Origin of the sequence: Micromonospora sp. NPDC048909, from assembly GCF_040649635.1 — a bacterium.
Taxonomy (GTDB): domain Bacteria; phylum Actinomycetota; class Actinomycetes; order Mycobacteriales; family Micromonosporaceae; genus Micromonospora.
Map to the genome: position 1 here is coordinate 523,112 of NZ_JBEZFU010000001.1, position 18,780 is coordinate 541,891.

Sequence of the window (18,780 nt, forward strand, 5' to 3'; positions counted from 1 at the left end):
CGGGCGGGCCACCGGCGGCCGGTCCGGCCCGGTGGTCGCCGGGTCAGCCGGTGGCGGCGGGTTCGAGGTGGGCGTCCGGATAGCGGGCGCTCTCCATCGTCCAGTCGATGGTGCCCCGAACCGCGTTGGCCACCCCGTCGAGCAGGTCGGTGACCGGCTCGTCCAGCGCCGGACCGAACGACGGCACCGCCGCGCGCAGCTCGACGAAGCGCCGCATCGAGGCCCGCCACCGCTCGGCCACCAGCTCCACCGCCGTGTCGGTCGGCACGCCCCGCTCGCCGGCGAGCGCCAGCACCAGGTTGTGCCCGCCCGCGGTGGCCCGGTCCCGCTCCAGCGATGCCAGGTCGTTGTACCAGGAGAGCAGGTCATTGCCGGTGTCGGCGAACCGGCGCAGCAGCGGGTGGTGGTAGACCGGGTCCGGCAGCGGACGCCCGGTGACGAACTCCGTCAGCGGGAACGACACGTACGCCGCCGAGGTGGCCCGGCGCAGCTCGACGTACTCGGCGACGGCGGGGCGGCGACCGAGGGTCTTGTTGACCGCCTCCCGCACCGTGCCGTCCAGGTGGTGCCCGACCGCGTCGGCGAACCGGTGCCGCCAACGGGCCGGCATCCGCCGGTGGGGCTCCCGCCACGCCCGGACCAGCAGCCGCCGCAGCGGCCCGGTCAGCCCGGCGTGCTGGTGGCGGTGCCCGCTGTGCAGCACCGTCAGCGCGCCGTCGCGCAGTGCGCGGATCTGCGCCGGCGTCAGCCGACCCGGCCCGTCGCAGGCGTCGTCGACCAGGAAGAACCAGGTGAAGAGCGCGGTCAGCACCCGCAGGTCGGCCTCGGTGGCATTCGGGTAGAGGCGTCCGGCGTACCGGGCGAAGCCGGCGCGGGCCATCCGCCGCGCGGCGGCGTCGTCCAGCGGTACGCCGAGGTCGGGCAGGAACTCGATCAGCCACTCCTGCACCCCGTCGGCGTAGGGCGACAGCCGGGGGGCGATCGGGCACTCGGACCGGAGCGACCGGAGGAGCGCGGCGGTCATCAGCCGACTCCTCCCCGGCAGCCCTGCCATCGTGCGGACGATTTCCGGCAGCATGCCAGGTCGCCGAGGCCGCCACCTCCCCCGGACGGGCAGCGGGGCACACGCGGGGCAACCGCCGCAAACCGCCGGAGGTCGGGGCGGCCCGGAAGCGGGGGCCGGCCGCCGGGCCGCGGCGGTGACCAGGCAGGCTGGACGGCATGCGCGAACCATGGGTGGTCGGCGTCTCCGGTGCGTCCGGCACGCCGTACGCGGCGGCCGTCGTACGCGGGCTGCTCGACGCCGGGGAGCCGGTGGACCTGATCGTCTCCCGGGCGGCCCGGCTCACCCTGCTGGACGAGACCGGCCGTCCGTTCCGGGACGCGCACTGGGCCGACGACCTCGCCGCTTGGCTGGGCCGGGAACTGGGCGACGCCGACGTGCGGCACTGGCCGGCCGGCGACCTGGCGGCCGGGCCGAGCAGCGGTTCGTACCGGGTGCGCGGGATGGCGGTGGTGCCGGCGAGCACCGCGGCCTGTGCCGGCATCGCGATCGGACTCTCCAAGGACCTGCTGCAACGGGCTGCCGAGGTCAACCTCAAGGAGCGGCGGCCGGTCGTGGTGGTGCCCCGGGAAACCCCGGTGACCCGCAGCCACCTCGAGCACCTGATCGCGTTGCACGATGCCGGCGCGGTGGTGCTGCCCGCCAGCCCCGGCTTCTACGGCGCCGGCGCGTCCGCGTCGGCCCAGCAGTTGGTCGACTTCGTCGCCGGCAAGGCGCTGGACGCGTTGGGCGTGCCGCACACGCTGTTCCGCCGGTGGTCGGGAGAGCTCGGCGCGGGTCGGGACTGACGCCGGCCGTCACCCGGATGCCGGGACGCGGACCGGACCTCGCGCCCGGCCCGCGTGGTGGTGTCCGTAACGCTCAATACATGCCGGCGTTGGCTGGCCCGGGACCGGTCGAGGCGGCCGGACCGGTGTTGCGCGGCCTACCCACCTCGTCGCTCTCGTCCAGCATGCCCTCCCCCTCAAGCAGGGCCCGCACCTCGGATTCCCGAAACCGGCGATGCCCGCCTGGAGTCCGGATGCTGCCGATCCGACCGGCCGCCGCCCATCTCGTCACAGTCTTCGGGTCAACCCGAAACAGCGCGGCGACCTCACCCGGTGTCAGCAGGCGATCTCCAGTGTCCACAGCCCCCTCCTCGCGTCGACGAAGCCCCCGGCTGAACACACTGCCCCCGGCCGGTGCGAGCCCAGAGCCGTCATGAGGGACGTATGGCAATTACAGCACCAGCGAACTGGCCTGTCCGCCAAACGCGAAAAACGCACTGAGTGGGGAGTTAGTCAATGATACCGGCGCTGTGCTCCTTATACCGTCCGTGCGCGAGGCGTTACCTTCCGTATGGGCAACGGATGCCGGAGTCAGGGCGTTACGCCCTACCGGCTAGGGTCTACCTTCCGTGGACACCATCGACCTGAGCCTCGTGGAGCTGCTACGCGGCAACGCCCGCCTCTCCTACGCCGAACTTGCCCGCCAGGTCGGGCTCTCCGCACCGGCGGTGCACGAGCGGGTCGGCAAGTTGGAGGCCAGCGGCGTGCTCCGGGGCTACCGGGCCGACGTGGCGCCGGAGGCGATCGGGCTCGGCGTCACCGCGCTGATCGGCATCGTCGAGGACTCCGGCGCGGACACCGACGACGTGCTGGCGGCGTTCCGGGCGATGCCCGAGATCGAGTCCTGCTACTTCATGGCCGGCGTCGAGTCGTTCCTGCTCAAGGCGCGGGTCGGCACGATCGCGGAGCTGGAACAGCTGATCGTGCGGCTGAACCGGACCGCCGGCGTGGCCTCCACCCGGACCAGCATCGCGCTCTCCACCAAGTGGGAGAACCGCCCGCAGCCGGTCACCCCGCCCCCCGCCTGACCGCCCGGGCGGCCCTGGCGTCGGCCGGCCGGCGACGATAGGTTGCGCCGGTGACCTCGCCAGCCCGCGGTGCGGCCGTGGTGACCGGCGCCGCCGGTGGCCTCGGCCGCTCCATCGCCGCCGCGCTGCACGCCGACGGCTGGCCGGTGCTGCTCACCGACGTCGACCCGGGCGCGGTGGCCGCCGTGGCGGCACCGCTCGGAGGCTGGTCCCGCGCCCTGGACGTACGCGACGAGGCCGGCTGCGCCGAGGTGGCCGCCGAGGCGGCGGCGCACGGCGGCGGCCTGGGGCTCTGGGTCAACAACGCCGGCATCCTGGTCACCGGGCCGGCGTGGGAGCAGGACGGGTCGACCCGGCGCCGGGTGCTCGACGTCAACGCGCTCGGCGCGATGAACGGGACGCTCGCCGCGCTGGCCGTGATGCGTGCCCAGGGACGCGGCCACGTGCTCAACGTCGTCTCGCTGGCCGGGCTGGTCGCCGCGCCCGGTGAGACGGTCTACGCGGCCAGCAAACACGCCCTGCTCGCGTTCAGCCTCGGCACCCTCGCCGACCTGAGGATGGCCGGCCACCGTGGGGTGCACGTCTCCTGCCTCTGCCCGGACGGGATCTGGACCCCGATGCTGCACGACCGGCTGGACGACCCGGGAGCGCTGGCGTCCTTCACCGGCTCGATGCTCAGCCCCGAACGGGTCGCCGCCCGGGTGGTCCGGCTGGCCCGGCGACCCCGTCCGGTGGTGACCCTGCCGCGCTGGCGTGGCGCCCAGGTCCGGCTGCTGGACGCCGTACCCCGGCTCGCCCTCGGGCTGACCCCGGTGGTCCGCGCCGTCGGCCGGGCCGGGCAGCGGCGGCAACGCCGTCGGGCCGGCGTGGACCCCGACTAGCCGCGTCCCTGCTACGTTTCCGGCGTGACTCACCTGGATCGATGCGACGAGGTCAGCCGGAGGTGGGTGACCGAGGCGATCGCCGCGGTCGAGGCGGACGCCAACCGCTCGGCCGACACCCACCTGCTGCCCTTCCCGCTGCCCCGGGACTGGGGGATCGACCTCTACCTCAAGGACGAGTCGGTGCACCCGACCGGGTCGCTGAAGCACCGCCTGGCCCGCTCGCTCTTCCTCTACGGGCTCTGCAACGGCTGGATCGGGCCGCGGACCACCATCGTGGAGGCGTCCTCCGGCTCGACGGCGGTCTCCGAGGCGTACTTCGCCCGGATGCTGGGGCTGTCGTTCATCGCGGTGATGCCCGCCGCCACCTCGCCGGAGAAGATCGCCCAGATCGAGTTCCAGGGCGGTCGCTGTCACCTGGTCGACGACCCGGCCCGGGTGGTGGCCGAGGCCCGCGGGCTGGCCGAGGAGACCGGCGGGCACTTCATGGACCAGTTCACCTACGCCGAACGGGCCACCGACTGGCGGGGCAACAACAACATCGCCGAGTCGATCTACGCGCAGCTCGCCCTGGAGCGGCACCCGGTACCCGACTGGATCGTGGTGGGCGCCGGCACCGGCGGCACCAGCGCCACCATCGGCCGGTACATCCGCTACCGCCGGCTGCACACCAAGCTCTGCGTGGTCGACACGGAGTACTCGGCCTTCTATCCCGCCTGGCTGGCCGCCGACTGGACGCTGCGCATCGAGAAGGGGTCCAGGATCGAGGGGATCGGCCGGCCGAGCGTGGAGCCGTCCTTCGTACCCCCGGTGGTGGACCGGATGGCGCAGGTGCCGGACGCCGCCTCGCTCGCCGCCATGCGCACCGGCTCGGCCGTGCTCGGGCGGCGGGTGGGCGGCTCGACCGGCACCAACCTGTGGGGGGCGTTCGGGCTGATCGCCGGGATGCTCGCCGAGGGACGGAGCGGCTCCCTGGTCACCCTGATCTGCGACGCCGGCGAACGGTACGCCGACACCTACTACTCGGACGACTGGGTGGCCGGCCAGGGTCTCGACCTGGCCCCGCACCTGGCCACCGTCGAGCGCTTCCTGGCCGACGGCGTCTGGCCGGCCTGAGCCCGTCCACGCCCTGGCCGGCCGCGAGCTGGGGCGACCGGGACCACCGGGGTCAGCGCGGGTCGATCCGCTCGGCCAGCCCCGGGTAGCGCAGCACGTAACCCGCCACGTCCAGGTCGATGTCGGCGGTGTAGGTGTCGCTGACGAACCGGACCCGGCCCGGGCCCAACGACGTGTAGACCTGCTCGGCTGGGATCACCACGAGACTCGGCACCAGCACCCAGGCGACGCTGATCCGGTGCCCGGTGTCGGCCGCGGCGTTGGTCAGCCCTAGCCGGTGCACCGGCAACGCGTTCAACAGCGGAGAGCCGCCGAGGTCGACGTCGAGCGCGTCGGCCAGCCGGTCCGGATCGTCGGTGCCGGGCAGCCCGACCGGAGCATGCCCCGCGGCGGTCAGCGCCGCGTCCAGGTCACCCTGCTCGGCGGTGGTCACCCGCCACCGGTCGGCCGCCCGTTCCAGACGTACGCTGCGCAGCCAGCCGGTCCCCTCCACCTCGACCTCGAAGCGGGTGGTCGTCCAGTCGGGTGCGGTGCTCAGCTGGTAGCGCGCGGTCCACGGGATCGGATCGACAGCGATCATGGTGCCCCGGGCCGCCAGCCCCCGGCCGTCGTCGAAGAGGGCGTGCTCGCTGCCGGCGGTGTCGGTCCGGGTCCAGAAGAGCGACTTCGGCATGGTCGGCATGAGCCGGACCTTACGCGACCGGACCGTCACCGGCAGCGATGCGGAGACGGTTCGGCTGGAAACACGGAAGATCTTGGTAGGAGACGGCCGGGGAGGGCCGAAACCTACCAAGATCTCCCGTTGACGTACCTAGTGTGTGCGGGCCGGGCCGCGGGCGGCGAAGCCGCGCTGGTCGTCGCGCGGGCGGTCGTCGCGACCGCGCCCCTCGGACCGGAAGCCGCCGCGCCGGTCGCCCCGGTCGCTGCCGGCACGCCCGTCACGGTCGGCGAACCGTCGCTCGCCCTGCGGCCGGTCGTCGTAGCGGCGCTCGCCCTGCGGCCGGTCGCCGTAGCGCCGTTCGCCCTGCGGGCGGTCGCCGTACTGCCGCTCACCTTGCGGGCGGTCGCCGTAGCGCCGTTCGCCCTGGGGACGGTCGCCGTACTGCCGCTCACCCTGCGGGCGGTCGCTGTAACGCCGTTCGCCCTGGGGGCGGTCGCCGAACCGGCGTTCGCCCTGGGGGCGGTCGCCGAAGCGGCGCTCGCTCTGCGGGCGGTCGCCGAACCGGCGGTCGGAGAAGCTCCGGTCGCCGAAACGCCGCTCGCCGTGGCCGCTCCGGTCGCCGTAGCGACGCGGGCCGCCGGGGCGGTCGCCGTGCCGGCGGGGCTCCTCCGGCTCCTCGCGAACCGCGACGCCGCTCGGCTCCCGGGCTCCGGTCAACTCGGTGAGCACCGGGTCGCCGGCCCGAACCCGAGCCTCTGCGGGTGCGACGCCCGCCTTCTCCAGCATGGCCAGCGTGGTCCGGCGCTGCTTCGGCAGCACCAGGGTGGCCACCGCTCCGGATTCGCCGGCGCGGGCGGTCCGGCCGGCCCGGTGCAGGTAGTCCTTCGGGTCCTTCGGCGGGTCGACGTGCAGGACCAGGGTGACCCCGTCCACGTGGATGCCGCGGGCGGCCACGTCGGTGGCGACCAGCACGTTCATCCGACCCTCGCGGAACTCGGCCAGGGTGCGGGTACGCATCCGCTGGGTCTTGCCGCCGTGCAGCCCGCCGGCCCGCACGCCGACCGCGGCGAGCTGGGTGACCAGCCGGTCCACGCCGAGCTGAGTCCGGGCGAACACCATGGTCCGGCCGTCCCGCGCCGCGATGGACGCCGTCACCGAGAACTTGTCGTGCGGCGGGATCAGCAGCAGGTGGTGGTCCATCGTGGAGACGGCAGCGGTCGCCGGCGCGGTGGAGTGCGTGACCGGGTCGGTCATGAACCGCTTGACCAGCGCGTCGACGTCACCGTCCAGGGTGGCCGAGAAGAGCAGCCGCTGCGTGCCGGCCGGGGTCTTCGCCAGCAACTCGGTGACCTCCGGCAGGAAGCCCATGTCGGCCATCTGGTCGGCCTCGTCGAGCACGGTCACCTCGACGTCGTCCAAGCGGCAGACGCCGCGGGCGATCAGGTCGCCGAGCCGCCCGGGGGTGGCCACGATGATCTCCACGCCGCGGCGCAGCGCGTCGATCTGCCGGTCGTACGGAACCCCGCCGACGGCCGTCTTGAGGAAGACGCCCACCGACTTGCCGAGCGGCAACAGGGCGTCGTTGACCTGCATGGCCAGTTCCCGGGTCGGGACCAGCACCAGCGCGCGCGGGTGCAGCGGCCGGGCCCGTTCGCCGGCGGCGACCCGGGCGAGCAGCGGCAGCCCGAAGGCGAGGGTCTTGCCGGAGCCGGTCTGGCCCCGGCCGAGCACATCCCGGCCGGCGAGCGCATCCGGGACGGTCGCCCGCTGGATCTCGAACGGGCTGGTGATGCCCTCCCGTGCGAGAGCGCGGACCAGCTGCTGGGGCAGGCCGAGCGCGGCGAAGTCGCGGGTGTCGCTCACGGCCTGCTCCGCGACCGGAGCGGTCTGCTCCGAGGTCGGGTTGGTCTGCTCGTCGGCCGGGCTGGTCTGCTCCTGGGCCGCGGCGGCGTCGAAGGCGGACGGAAACGTGCTGGGGTCAGCAAAGGTGGTCAAGAAGTGCCTTTCAAGCGGGGCGCATCTTCGCGATGGCCTGCCGCAGCTGAACGCCGCCGGATCGCCCGCAAGACCGCCCATGGGCGCACAGGACGCGCGCCAGGTCAGTGATCTACACAAGTGTACGGCGACCGTCGCCAGCCGCCACCTGGCCGTAACCGTAGTGGGCGGGCTCACCCGCCCGGAGGGGTCGGTGAGCGCCACCCGGCACGGCGCGGCGGGCCCGGTCAGCCGCTCAGCACGCTGCCGATCAGCCCGTCCACCGCGTCACCGGCCAGCAGCACGATGAGCACGCTGATCACCACCAGCAGCCCGAGGGCGGCGGCCAGCACGACCACCACCCGGGTGGTACTCGACCGTTCGGCCGGCGTGTCCGACCAGCCCTGCGCCAGGATGTGCCCGGTCAACGAACCGGAGGTCTCCGCCGGGCTCGGCAGCGCGATCGTGGTGAAGCCAGGACCGTCGGTGCCGGCGCTGTAGACCGTGCCGAGGTCCGGGCCGCCGTCGTACCGGCCCGGGCGGGGGTTGCCCGACCCGCTCACCTGGGTGCTGCCGCCGGCCGGGGTGCGGGCGGCCGGGACGCCACCCATCGCGGACGTGGACGGCGCGTCGGGCGGTTGGGCCCCGCCCGGCCAGGAACCGCCGCGCGCTCCCGTCGTCGGAGAGTTCCCGGCGGCGCCCAGTTCGGCCGGGCTGGCTGCCGGCGGCCAGCCCGGCAGCGCCGGCTCGGGCACGATCGGCGGCGCCGAGACGGGTGCGCCGGCCCGGCCGCCGGGCGGCGTGGAGATGGGTGCGGTGGCCTGGCCGGCGGGCGGCCCGGAAGTGGGTGCGCTGGCCGAACCCCCGGGCGGCGCGGACGCGGGCGCGCTGGCCCAGCCGGCGGGCGGCGCGGAGACGGACGTGCCGGCCCGTCCGCCTGGTGGTGCCGAGATCGGCGCAGCGGCGCGAGCAGCCGGGGCGGACATCGGGAACGCGGACGTCGCCGGGGGCGGAGGGAAGGGCGGCGCCGGCATCGGGCCGGGCGGCGACGGTGGCGGTGGCACCGGTGGCCCGGGCGGCGGCGCCGGCGGGCCCGGCATGGGCGGCACCGGGCCGGGAGGCGGCGTGGGGCGCGGACCCGGAGGCGGCGTCGGGCGCGGCCCCGGCGGAGTCGGCCCGGGCAGCGGCGGGGCCGGGGAGGGTGGAGTCGGCCCGGGCACCGGCGGGGTGGGCGCGGGGGCCGGCTCCGGTTCCGGGGTGGGCGGCTTCGGCGGCTGCACCGGCTCCGGCGGCTGTGCGGGCTCGGGTGGTTCCGGGTTCACCGGGCCGGACCGGTAGACCCCGGGCGTCCCGGCCCGCGCCCCCGCGCCCGCCTCGTCGGCGGTGGCCCGGCTCGAACCGGGGACCGCGACGCTGGCCCGGGCGGCTCCCGCGTCGGCGGTGGCCCGGCTCCCGCTGGGCGCCGCGACGCTGGCCCGGCCGGCCGGCGTACCCGCCGTTCCGGACGCGACCCGGTCGGTACCCGGAACGGACGCGCGGGCCCGGGCAGGCGCGGTCGAGCCGTGCCGTTGGCCCGGCAGGGCCGAACCACCGGAACTGTCCGAGCCTGCCCCTCCGTAGGTGGTGCCGGCGTTCGCACCGGCCGGCGGAGCCCCCTCGGCGGGTGCGGCGGCGGTGGTCACGCTGGCGCGTGCCCGTACCGGTTTCGCCGGCTCAGACTCGTCCCTGCCCACCGCCGACTCGGCAGGTGCCGGCTCGGCGTCGGCCCGGCTCGCGTCGGCCGAGCGCTCGGCGTCCCCGCTCTCGGGGGCGGCCGTCGGGCCGTCGGAGGTGGCGTCTGACGCCATGCGGGGCGGGGTGTCGGCCCCGCCGTCGGGCGTGGGAGCCGGGCCGGACGTCTCCGCCGGGACCTTCTGATCGGCCATGCTCGCCCTCCGCGCAACGCTCGCACCCGGAACCCGGCCGGGACCGGGCGTGCCTGGGTGCCACGGTGCCACATTCCACCCCGGCGGGACAGCCGGAGTCCAGCCTTCCGGCCTAGTTGCCGGCGCTCTGGGTCTCGGAGGACGACGCCGACGGACTGCCGGTCGAGGTGTCCTCGCTGGCACTGTTGGACGGCGCGACGCTGGACGGCGCCACACTCGGCGTCGGGCTGGTCGACGTGCTCGGAGTGGGCGTGGGCGTCGTCGGCTTCGGCGGGAGCGGAGGCTTGGTCGCGCCGGTCGTCTTCGTCGGTGTGGGCCGCGGCGTGCTCGAGCCGGTGGGCGTCGGTGTCGGTGTCGGGGTCGACGTGGGGGGCGGCGTGGGCGTCGGAGTGCCGGTGGGCGGCGCGGGCACCGCCCCGATCACCCGGGTGGCGGCGTAGAGCCGGGACCAGGTCACCGTGGAGATCTTGACGACGTCGCCGGTGGTCGGGGCGTGCACCATCTTGCCGTTCCCGATGTACATCCCGACGTGGTGGATCGTCGACCAGTTGCTGCCCGAGGCGAAGAAGAGCAGGTCGCCGGGGAGCAGCGCGCTGCGGTCCACGGTGCGGCCGCGGGTGGCGTAGTACTGGTCGCGGGAGACCCGGGGCAGGTCGAAGTAGTCGGCCCCCTTGGAGCGGTAGGCCGCCCACATGAGGCCGGAGCAGTCGAACCGGTTCGGCCCCTCGGCGGCCCAGAGGTAAGGGTCGCCGAGCTGGGCGAGGGCGTAGCGCACCGCGGCCATGGCCCGGGGGTGGGCGGCCAGGCCGTTGACGTCCTGACCCTGGAGGTAGCCGGCGCCGAGCTGCTGTTCGGCGGCCTCCTGCTGGCGCTCGAGCTGGATGAGCTGCGCGGAGTTGTCGCGGCGCAGCTTGAGCAGCTTCGCCTCCTCGGTGTGCAGCGCCTTCTCGCCGGCGGTGAACTCGGCCCGGGCGGCGTTGAGTGCCGCCTCCGCCGCCGAGTAGGCCTGGTAGGCGGTCTGCTCGGCGGCCCGGGCCCGGGCCAGCTCACCGGCCGCGGCCGTGGTCGACCCCTCGACCTTCTCGCCCCGGTTGATCCGCTGGAGCTCGCTGAGCCCCTGAATGTCGTTGGCGAACTCGCCAGGGGGCAGTGCCGCAGCAGCCTTGAGCGCCTCGGCGGCGACCGTGTCGGCCTGCTCCTGGGCCCGGGTCAGGCCGTCCCGGGCGAGCTTCATCTCCTGGTCGGCGGCGGCGAGCCGGGTCTCCGCGTCGGTGCGCTTCTGGCGTAGTTGGAGCAGCGTCTCGCCGAGCAGCCCGACCTGGGTCTGTGCGGTGTAGACCTGGGTGGCCAACGGTCCGGTGCCGAGGGTGCCGCCGACCGGGGTGCCCGGAGTCACCGGGGTGCCGACCACGGGCGCGCCGCCGGGAAGTTGGACCGAGCCGGTGACCGAGGGCCGGACGCCGGAGTCGGGCACGGTGGTGGGTACGCCGGGGTCGGCGTAGGCCGGAGCGGCCAGCACCGCGGCGGCGATCGCGCCGAGCAGGGCGGACCAGAGCCTCGGACGCAGCACCGGCGAGACCACCGGGCTCCGCCGTCGTCGCCGTCGTCGCCCGAGCCCGCTGTCAACCATTCCGCTGCTCCCCGTCCGACAGGCAGACGCCGCGCCGGTGGCGCGGCCGTGGGGACGCTATCAGTGTGTCGCTCCCCACCCGTTCTTACCTCAATCAGGGCAATGTTGTCGATGCGTGGCCGGGTAACGGGAGGCTGAGAATCTGCTGAACGGGGTCGCTGCCGCGGACCGTGCCGGCGGGGTGGTCGGTGCTCCGACGTACCCTCGACCGGGACCGCAGGTGGAAGGGACGTGCCATGGACGCCGGACTCAAGCGAGAGCTCGAAGCGAAGGTGTACGCCGGGGAGCGGCTGACCCGGGAGGACGGGATCGCCCTCTACGACAGCGACGACCTGGTCTGGCTGGGTCGGCTGGCCCACCACCGGCGTACCGAGCTGAACGGCGACCGGGTGATGTTCAACGTCAACCGGCACCTCAACCTCACCAACGTCTGCTCCGCGTCGTGCGCCTACTGCTCCTTCCAGCGCAAGCCGGGTGAGAAGGACGCCTACACGATGCGCATCGACGAGGCGGTCCGTAAGGCCAAGGAGATGGAGGACGAGCAGCTCACCGAGCTGCACATCGTCAACGGCCTGCACCCGACGCTGCCCTGGCGCTACTACCCGAAGGTGCTGCGCGAGCTGAAGGCGGCGCTGCCGAACGTCAAGCTCAAGTGCTTCACCGCCACCGAGGTGCAGTGGTTCGAGAAGATCAGCGGCCTGTCCGCCGACGAGATCCTCGACGAGCTGATGGACGCCGGCCTGGAGTCGCTCACCGGCGGCGGCGCGGAGATCTTCGACTGGGAGGTCCGCCAGCACATCGTGGACCACGCCTGTCACTGGGAGGACTGGTCGCGGATCCATGCCCTGGCGCACAGCAAGGGCATGAAGACCCCGGCCACGATGCTCTACGGGCACATCGAGGAGCCCCGGCACCGCGTGGACCACGTGCTGCGGCTGCGCGAGCTGCAGGACGAGACGGGTGGCTTCGCGGTCTTCATCCCGCTGCGCTACCAGCACGACTTCGTCGACTCGGCGGACGGCAAGATCCGTAACCGGATCCAGGCCCAGACCACGATGGCCTCGCCGGCCGAGTCGCTGAGGACCTTCGCGGTCTCCCGGCTGCTCTTCGACAACGTTCCGCACGTGAAGTGCTTCTGGGTGATGCACGGCCTCTCGGTCGCCCAGCTCTCGCTGAACTTCGGCGCCGACGACCTGGACGGCTCGGTCGTCGAATACAAGATCACGCACGACGCCGACTCGTACGGCACGCCGAACACCATGCACCGCGACGACCTGCTGCACCTGATCTGGGACGCCGGCTTCCAGCCGGTCGAGCGGGACACCCGCTACAACGTGGTCCGGGAGTACGACAGGGCGCCGTCGCTTGCCGAGCGGCGCGCCGAACCGCAGCAGGTCTGGGCCTGAGCCGGCACGTACCCTCGTTGTCGATGACGGAACAGCAGAGCGGTTTTCCCCGGCGCGACGCCGAGGGGCGCATCCGTACCCTCGGTGACCTGCTCGGGGTGAGCCTGGCCGGCTGGGTGATCGGGGTGCTCGCCCTGGTCCTGTTCGACTGGGCCTTCGCCTCGTTCGGGGCGGGCGAGTTCGGCCGGGCGAACGGGTGGCTCGCGGTGATCCTCCCGGCCTGGCTCTTCTGGGAGGACTTCCGGGCCTGGGGGTTCGGCGCGGCCCGGGTGGTGGCGGGACTGCTCGCCGCCGCGGTCGCGGTGGTCGCCGGGCTGCTGGTCGCCGGGGTGGCGGCCGGGTTACCGTCGCTGCTCACCGGCGCGCTGGCGGCGGCCGCCTTCACGGTGGTCTACGCGGTGCTGTGGTTTCCCGGCGTCCGGTGGCTGGCCCGCCGGACGGGCTGAAACCGCCCGCCGGACGGGCCGGCGGCGGAGAACGGAGTGGTGCAGGTGAGCGCGTCGGTCAAGTACACGCTGGGCCGGATCGGGCTGTTCGTGCTCGTGCTGGCGGCCCTCTGGCTGGTCGACATGAACCTCTTCCTGAGGCTGATGCTGGCCCTGGTCTTCTCCGCCGCGCTCTCGTTCTTCCTGCTCAAGGGCTGGCGGGACGAGATGGCCGAGGAGATGTCCGGTGCGGCCGAGCGGCGTCGGAGCGAGAAGGAGCGGCTCCGCTCGGCGCTGGCCGGCGACGACCAGCCGAGCGACGACCAGCCGAGGGACGACCAGCCGAGCGACGGTCAGCCGGGCGAGGGTCAGCGGCGGGTCGACTAGGGCCGGCAGCGGGGGCGGGTCGGAAACGGGGCGGTACGACCGGGTCCGGCTCGCTAAGGTCTGCCGCCGTGGGAACTCTCAGCAAGATCAGCGACTGGCGGGCCAAGGTGCTCGTCTGGGTCGGCCTTCCGGTCATCGCCGTCATCGGACTGGTCATGGGTGCCGGTGACCTCGGGCCGGCCTGGCAGGCCAAGGGCGGCGGCGGAACGGCGGGCACCTTCACCGCCGTGCAGGAGGAGTGCGGGCGGCGTAGCTGCACCTGGCACGGGGACTTCGTGGCCGAGGGCGGCGAGAAGCGTGCGGACGTCATCCTCTACGACGCGCCGGACGGGCTCATGCAGGGCGCAACGGCACCGGCCCGGGACTCGGGCGCTCGCAAGGGAGTCTTCTCCACCACCGGCGGTTCCACCTGGCTGATCGTGACCGGGCTCTCCCTCGCCGGCGTGGTGGCCGCGGTGATCTGGGTGGTCGTCATCCTGCGCGCGGTTCGCCGGCGCCGCGAGCAGCGGGCGGCGGACGGGGCATTCCTCACCGCCACCGGCCAGGACTGATTTCACCGGCGAGCCCGGCACGGTCGACCGCGACCGTGCCGGGCTCGTCCGTTCTCACCAGTTGGTGGAGCCGGGGACGTGTGGCCAGGGCTTGTGTGCCGGCTTGATCAGGTAGGCGATGCCGCCGGAGCCGCCGGAGACCCCGCCGCTGGCGTTGGTCCGCTTGGTCCGCAACCAGATCTGCTCGAACTGTTCCCGCTGGTAGACGTTGCGCACCACGTCGTTGCTGGACGACGCGGGGTCGTTGACGATGACGTCACCCTCGGCGGTGAAGCCGACCACCACGAACAGATGGCCGGAGGTGCCGTAGTTCGCCCCGTCCAGCTCGCTGGCGAGGAACGACTGGCTGGTCACCACCGGAATGCCGGCGGCGATGAAGCGCTCCAGCTCGTCCAGGGAGTGCAACCGGGTCACCCGTCCCTCCAGGCCCGGGAAGCTGGCGGCGTACGCGGTGTTGAACGGCCAGTTGCCGGCGCCGTCGTAGGCGTAGTCGTAGGTCATCCGGGCGGCGTGGTTGACCGTCGGGTCCGGGTAGGTCGGGTCCACCCAGGCCGTGTCGGCCGCGGACGGCTTGCGTCCCCAGTACTCGACCACCATCTCGGTGGAGGTGGGGGAGCACCAGGCCTCGCCGCCGCCGTCGTACTCGGGGTAGTGGCCGGAGTGGACGTTCTGCGAGTAGCGCGGCACCGGCAGCTCGACGCCCCAGGCGATGTGCCCGGCGCTGGGGGTGACGGTGAACCGGTCCGGCACGTTCGAGCTCATCGCGCCGAGCATGTGCACCACCGGCGCGGCGGTCTGCCCGGGCGCCCGGTAGAGGGTCAGCCGCAGCTGGTAGGCCCGCAGCAGCACCCCGGCCGTGGCGTCGTCGATGCTGAAGGTGTCGGTCCAGATCGTCGACCAGGGGTCACCCTGCCGGTTGACGGTGGTCCGCTTGATGTCGGCGTCCCCGGCGGCCCAGCGCCCCATCACGTACCACGGGGTCTGCTCGCCGGTGTTGTAGCTGCCCTGGAGCTCGACCTGGATCCAGGTCCCGGCGGGCGTCTTCGCGTTCCAGGAGGCGACCAGTTCGGTGGCGTCGAAGCCGACCTGGGTGACCGGTGAGGTCCAGGTCGCGTACTCCCAGCTGCGGGTGGTCCCGGTGTGCGGGTCGGTGTAGTCGGTGGTGCCGACGGGGCGGGCCAGGGTCAGGCCCGGGTTGGCGCCGGGCGTCGCCCGGGTGCCGGCGTGGCTGCCCCGGCGCCAGTCCGGGTAGCGGGACCACTCCTGGAAGGTGATCTGCTCGTCGTGGCTGATCGGCCGGGACGCGGCGGTCCGGTCGACGGCGACCGGGGCGGCCGCGCCGGCGGGCACCGCGGTGCCGAGGAGGGTGAGCGCGGTGACGCCGGCGAGGGCGGCCACGCGTAGGCGTGATCTGGCCATGGGTGCTCCGCGGGTCTGGAGGTCGGGCATCGTTGCTGGTCAGTCTCCCGCCCGGAAGGAAGTTTCGCCAGATGTAGACGGATGGAAAATCATTGCCAACGTGATGATCCGCTTGGCATGGATTAGGCAGCGATCAATGTTGATATGACCATGTGACGGATGGTGAAGTGTGCAGCACCGAACGGGATCTCCCCGTACCCCGAGGAGGTTGTCCATGGCCCTCCGCACGCCCATCCCTCTCCGCCGTGTCCTGGCGCTCGCCGTCGTCGCCGGCGTGGCGCTCGCCACCGTCGCCACCGGACCGGTCTCCGCCCGGCCCGCCCCGGAACCCGACGCCGCCCCCGCCGCCAGCTACCGGGTGCTCGGCCCCCGTACCCTCGCCGACCGCAACGCGGTGGCCCGCACCGGAGCGGCCATCGACTACAGCGAACACGGCGTGCTGCACATCTCGGCCACCTCGGCCGAGGCCGCCGCGATCGCCCGGCTCGGCTTCCGGCTGGAGCCGATCGCCGAGCCGCCCACCCACGAGCACGCGGACGGCGACGTGGGCATCCAGGCCTTCCCGCCGGCCGACTCGAACTACCACGACTACGCCGAGCTGACCGCGGTGGTGAACCAGGTCGTCGCCGACCATCCGGGGATCGCCCGCAAGCTCAGCATCGGCAGCTCGTACGAGGGCCGGGACCTGATGGCCGTGAAGATCTCCGACAACGTCGGCACCGACGAGAACGAGCCGGAGCTCCTCTTCAACGCCCAGCAGCACGCCCGCGAGCACCTCACCGTGGAGATGGCGATCTACCTGCTCAACCTCTTCACGGACAGCTACGGCAGCGACTCGCGGATCACCAACCTGGTCAACGGGCGCGAGATCTGGATCGTGCCGACGGTCAACCCGGACGGCAGCGAGTACGACATCGCCACCGGCTCGTACCGCTCCTGGCGGAAGAACCGGCAGCCGAACAGCGGTTCGTCGAACGTCGGCACCGACCTCAACCGCAACTGGAGCTACAACTGGGGTTGCTGCGGCGGCTCGTCCGGCTCCACCTCGTCGGAGACCTACCGGGGACCCTCGGCGTTCTCCGCGCCCGAGACCCAGGCGCTGCGCAACTTCGTCAACAGCCGGGTGGTCGGCGGAGTCCAGCAGATCAAGGCCAACATCGACTTCCACACCTACTCGCAGCTGGTGCTCTGGCCCTACGGCTACACCACCGCGAACACCGCGCCCGGCATGAACGCCGACCAGTACAACACCTTCGCCACCATCGGCCAGCAGATGGCGGCCACCAACGGCTACACCCCGGAGCAGTCCAGCGACCTCTACATCACCGACGGGGACAGCATCGACTGGATGTGGGCCACCCACGGCATCTGGGCCTACACCTTCGAGATGTACCCGGGCTCCGCCTCCGGGGGCGGCTTCTACCCGCCCGACGAGGTGATCCCCGCGCAGACCTCCCGCAACCGGGAGGCGGTGCTGATCCTCAGCGAGTACGCCGACTGCCCGTACCGGGCGATCGGCAAGCAGGCGCAGTACTGCGGCGGTGGTGGCGGCACCACGGTCTGGTCGGACACCTTCGAGACCGCCACCGGCTGGACCATCAACCCGGCCGGCACGGACACCGCGACCCTCGGGGCGTGGGAGCGGGGCGCCGCCCAGGCGACCACGTCCAGCGGCGCGAAGCAGCTCACCCCGTACGCCGGCAGCAACGACCTGGTCACCGGCCGGCTCGCCGGAACTGGGGCCGGCGACTACGACCTCGACGGCGGGGCGACCAGCGCCCGGTCCCCGGCGGTGACCCTGCCGGCGAGCGGCACGCTCACTCTCTCGCTGGCCTGGTACCTGGCGCACGGCTCGAACGCCTCGTCGGCCGACTACTTCCGGGTCAGCGTGGTGCACAACGGCGGCACCACCACCCTGCTCACCCAGGCCGGCGCGGCCAGCAACCGCAACGGCGCCTGGACCGTGTCGAACCTGAACCTCACCCCGTACGCCGGGCAGTCCGTCCGGATCCTGGTGGAGGCCGCGGACGCTTCCGGGGCCAGCCTGGTCGAGGCGGCTGTGGACAACGTCACCATCACCTCCTCCTGATCGGGTGGGGCCCCGTCCTGCCCCCGACGGGGCCCCACCACCCCGGCCGGCTCGCCGGATCCCGGACATACCGCCAGTGAACGACCGTTCCGGCCCGCCAGGCTGATCGACTCTCTCCGATCGAGTCGTCATCGATCGGGCACGTCCCCGCGGTGCGCTACCGTCTTACCGACCGATCCACAGCGAAGCCGGTGCGAAACCGGCGCTGTCCCGCAACTGTGATGCCCCACCGCGGCGCCCGGCCCGTCCGGCCGGATGCCGCCGGCGCCGGCCCTGCCGGCGCCGAGCCGCGTACGGCCCTCCGGCCGACGCCGCGCGGCGGGGACGAGCCAGGTCGCCTGCGGAGCGGTCGCGACCCGCGCTCTCGAGGAAGGGCGCCTCGCGGACGGGCGCACTCCCTGTCGGCGAAGCACCACGCTCCTCGGCCGACAGGAGGACCATGTCCAGACGTACCCCCCGGCTTCTCGCCGCGACCCTCGCGGTCGCCGCGCTCGCCCTCGGCGCCTGCGCGCAGAAGACCGATGACCAGCCCGCGGCCGGCACCGGCCCGTCGAGCGCCGCCTACCCGGTGACGGTCGGCAAGCTCACCCTCGACAAGCGCCCCGAGAAGATCATCTCGCTCTCGCCGTCGGTGACCGAGATGCTCTTCGCCATCGGCGCCGGCCCTCAGGTGGTCGCGGCCGACGACAACTCGAACTACCCGCCGGAGGCGCCGAAGAGCGACCTCTCCGGCTTCCAGCCGAACGCCGAGGCGATCGCCGCCAAGAACCCCGACCTGGTGGTGCTCTCCAACGACACCAACAAGGTCGTCGACCAGCTCACCGCGCTGAAGATCCCGGTGCTGCTCACCCCGGCGGCGACCACGCTGGACGACTCGTACCGGCAGATCACCGACCTCGGCACGCTCACCGGCCACGCCGACGCGGCGGCCGACGTCACCGGGCGGATGAAGGACGACATCGGCAAGCTGGTCAAGGACCTGCCGCAGCGCCCGGAGAAGCTGACCTACTACCACGAGCTGGGCACGGAGCTGTACAGCGCGACCAGCAAGACCTTCATCGGCTCGCTCTACGCGATGGCCGGCCTGGAGAACATCGCCGACCCGGCCGACGCCGACGGCAAGAACGGCGGCTACCCGCAGCTCTCCCAGGAGGTCATCGTCAAGGCCGACCCGGACTTCATCTTCCTCGCCGACACCAAGTGCTGCCAGCAGAGCGCCGAGACGGTCAAGGCGCGCAGCGGCTGGTCCGGACTCACCGCGGTGAAGAACAACCAGGTGATCGCGCTGGACGACGACATCGCCTCGCGCTGGGGCCCGCGCGTCGTCGACCTGCTCCGCTCCATCGTGGACGCGGTCGCCAAGGTGCCCGCGTGAACGACCTCCCCCGGTGACCAGGG

The 18,780-nt window shown here is 73.3% G+C and carries 18 protein-coding genes; 11 read left to right on the forward strand and 7 right to left on the reverse strand.

Annotation, left to right across the window (positions count from 1 at the left end):
* Nucleotides 1-43: 43 nt before the first annotated feature.
* Nucleotides 44-1,024, reverse strand: coding sequence for a terpene synthase family protein (locus AB0C04_RS02560; protein ID WP_357047185.1), 981 nt, complete (start codon nt 1,022-1,024; stop codon nt 44-46).
* A gap of 197 nt (nt 1,025-1,221) precedes the next feature.
* On the opposite strand from AB0C04_RS02560, the gene AB0C04_RS02565 reads away from it, so the two are divergent.
* Nucleotides 1,222-1,851, forward strand: a complete 630-nt coding sequence (locus AB0C04_RS02565; RefSeq protein ID WP_357047187.1) for a UbiX family flavin prenyltransferase — start codon at nt 1,222-1,224, stop codon at nt 1,849-1,851.
* Nucleotides 1,852-1,924: 73 nt separating this feature from the next.
* On the opposite strand, the gene AB0C04_RS02570 is transcribed toward AB0C04_RS02565, so the two are convergent.
* Nucleotides 1,925-2,191, reverse strand: coding sequence for a BldC family transcriptional regulator (locus AB0C04_RS02570; protein ID WP_357047189.1), 267 nt, complete (start codon nt 2,189-2,191; stop codon nt 1,925-1,927).
* Between the two features lie 268 nt (nt 2,192-2,459).
* On the opposite strand from AB0C04_RS02570, the gene AB0C04_RS02575 reads away from it, so the two are divergent.
* From AB0C04_RS02575 to AB0C04_RS02585, 3 genes are read left to right on the forward strand one after another with little or no spacing between them, the layout of a single operon-like run.
* On the forward strand, nt 2,460-2,918 hold the full coding sequence (locus AB0C04_RS02575) for an Lrp/AsnC family transcriptional regulator (protein ID WP_357047191.1): 459 nt from the start codon (nt 2,460-2,462) through the stop codon (nt 2,916-2,918).
* 50 nt (nt 2,919-2,968) lie between these two features.
* Nucleotides 2,969-3,799 (forward strand): SDR family NAD(P)-dependent oxidoreductase, encoded by an 831-nt coding sequence (locus tag AB0C04_RS02580; protein WP_357047193.1) that lies wholly within the window; start codon nt 2,969-2,971, stop codon nt 3,797-3,799.
* 24 nt (nt 3,800-3,823) lie between these two features.
* A complete protein-coding gene (locus AB0C04_RS02585; RefSeq protein ID WP_357047195.1) occupies nt 3,824-4,915 on the forward strand; it encodes a PLP-dependent cysteine synthase family protein in 1,092 nt (363 codons plus the stop codon).
* A 52-nt stretch (nt 4,916-4,967) separates the two neighbouring features.
* Here AB0C04_RS02585 and AB0C04_RS02590 read toward each other — a convergent pair whose 3' ends face one another.
* The 3 genes from AB0C04_RS02590 to AB0C04_RS02600 all read right to left on the reverse strand — a co-directional run bounded on the left by AB0C04_RS02590 (nt 4,968) and on the right by AB0C04_RS02600 (nt 8,161).
* A complete protein-coding gene (locus tag AB0C04_RS02590) occupies nt 4,968-5,597 on the reverse strand; it encodes a putative glycolipid-binding domain-containing protein (protein ID WP_357047197.1) in 630 nt (209 codons plus the stop codon).
* A gap of 129 nt (nt 5,598-5,726) precedes the next feature.
* On the reverse strand, nt 5,727-7,571 hold the full coding sequence (locus AB0C04_RS02595) for a DEAD/DEAH box helicase (RefSeq protein WP_357047199.1): 1,845 nt from the start codon (nt 7,569-7,571) through the stop codon (nt 5,727-5,729).
* A 227-nt stretch (nt 7,572-7,798) separates the two neighbouring features.
* Nucleotides 7,799-8,161, reverse strand: a complete 363-nt coding sequence (locus AB0C04_RS02600; protein ID WP_357047201.1) for a hypothetical protein — start codon at nt 8,159-8,161, stop codon at nt 7,799-7,801.
* A 7-nt stretch (nt 8,162-8,168) separates the two neighbouring features.
* Here AB0C04_RS02600 and AB0C04_RS02605 point away from each other — a divergent pair, with 7 nt between their 5' ends.
* On the forward strand, nt 8,169-8,888 hold the full coding sequence (locus AB0C04_RS02605; RefSeq protein WP_357047203.1) for a hypothetical protein: 720 nt from the start codon (nt 8,169-8,171) through the stop codon (nt 8,886-8,888).
* A 699-nt stretch (nt 8,889-9,587) separates the two neighbouring features.
* Here the strand turns inward: AB0C04_RS02605 and AB0C04_RS02610 are convergent.
* Entirely contained in the window at nt 9,588-11,105 is a 1,518-nt protein-coding gene (locus AB0C04_RS02610) for a C40 family peptidase (protein ID WP_357047205.1), read from the reverse strand.
* A gap of 236 nt (nt 11,106-11,341) precedes the next feature.
* On the opposite strand from AB0C04_RS02610, the gene mqnE reads away from it, so the two are divergent.
* The 4 genes from mqnE to AB0C04_RS02630 all read left to right on the forward strand — a co-directional run bounded on the left by mqnE (nt 11,342) and on the right by AB0C04_RS02630 (nt 13,874).
* Nucleotides 11,342-12,511, forward strand: coding sequence for an aminofutalosine synthase MqnE (gene mqnE, locus AB0C04_RS02615; RefSeq protein ID WP_357047207.1), 1,170 nt, complete (start codon nt 11,342-11,344; stop codon nt 12,509-12,511).
* A gap of 23 nt (nt 12,512-12,534) precedes the next feature.
* Nucleotides 12,535-12,957: a hypothetical protein gene (locus AB0C04_RS02620; RefSeq protein WP_357047209.1), complete on the forward strand. Its 423-nt coding sequence runs from the start codon at nt 12,535-12,537 to the stop codon at nt 12,955-12,957.
* A gap of 45 nt (nt 12,958-13,002) precedes the next feature.
* The gene (locus tag AB0C04_RS02625) at nt 13,003-13,323 is read left to right on the forward strand and encodes a DUF4229 domain-containing protein (RefSeq protein WP_357047211.1); all 321 of its coding nucleotides are present in this window, start codon (nt 13,003-13,005) and stop codon (nt 13,321-13,323) included.
* Between the two features lie 68 nt (nt 13,324-13,391).
* Nucleotides 13,392-13,874, forward strand: a complete 483-nt coding sequence (locus AB0C04_RS02630) for a hypothetical protein (protein WP_357047213.1) — start codon at nt 13,392-13,394, stop codon at nt 13,872-13,874.
* Nucleotides 13,875-13,928: 54 nt separating this feature from the next.
* Here the strand turns inward: AB0C04_RS02630 and AB0C04_RS02635 are convergent, their stop codons facing one another.
* Nucleotides 13,929-15,293 (reverse strand): C39 family peptidase, encoded by a 1,365-nt coding sequence (locus AB0C04_RS02635; RefSeq protein WP_357047215.1) that lies wholly within the window; start codon nt 15,291-15,293, stop codon nt 13,929-13,931.
* A 214-nt stretch (nt 15,294-15,507) separates the two neighbouring features.
* On the opposite strand from AB0C04_RS02635, the gene AB0C04_RS02640 reads away from it, so the two are divergent.
* The gene (locus AB0C04_RS02640) at nt 15,508-17,382 is read left to right on the forward strand and encodes a M14 family zinc carboxypeptidase (protein ID WP_357047217.1); all 1,875 of its coding nucleotides are present in this window, start codon (nt 15,508-15,510) and stop codon (nt 17,380-17,382) included.
* Nucleotides 17,383-17,821: 439 nt separating this feature from the next.
* Nucleotides 17,822-18,757 carry an ABC transporter substrate-binding protein gene (locus AB0C04_RS02645; protein WP_357047219.1) on the forward strand — a complete coding sequence of 312 codons (936 nt, stop codon included), beginning with the start codon at nt 17,822-17,824 and terminating at the stop codon, nt 18,755-18,757.
* The last annotated feature ends 23 nt before the right edge of the window (nt 18,758-18,780 follow it).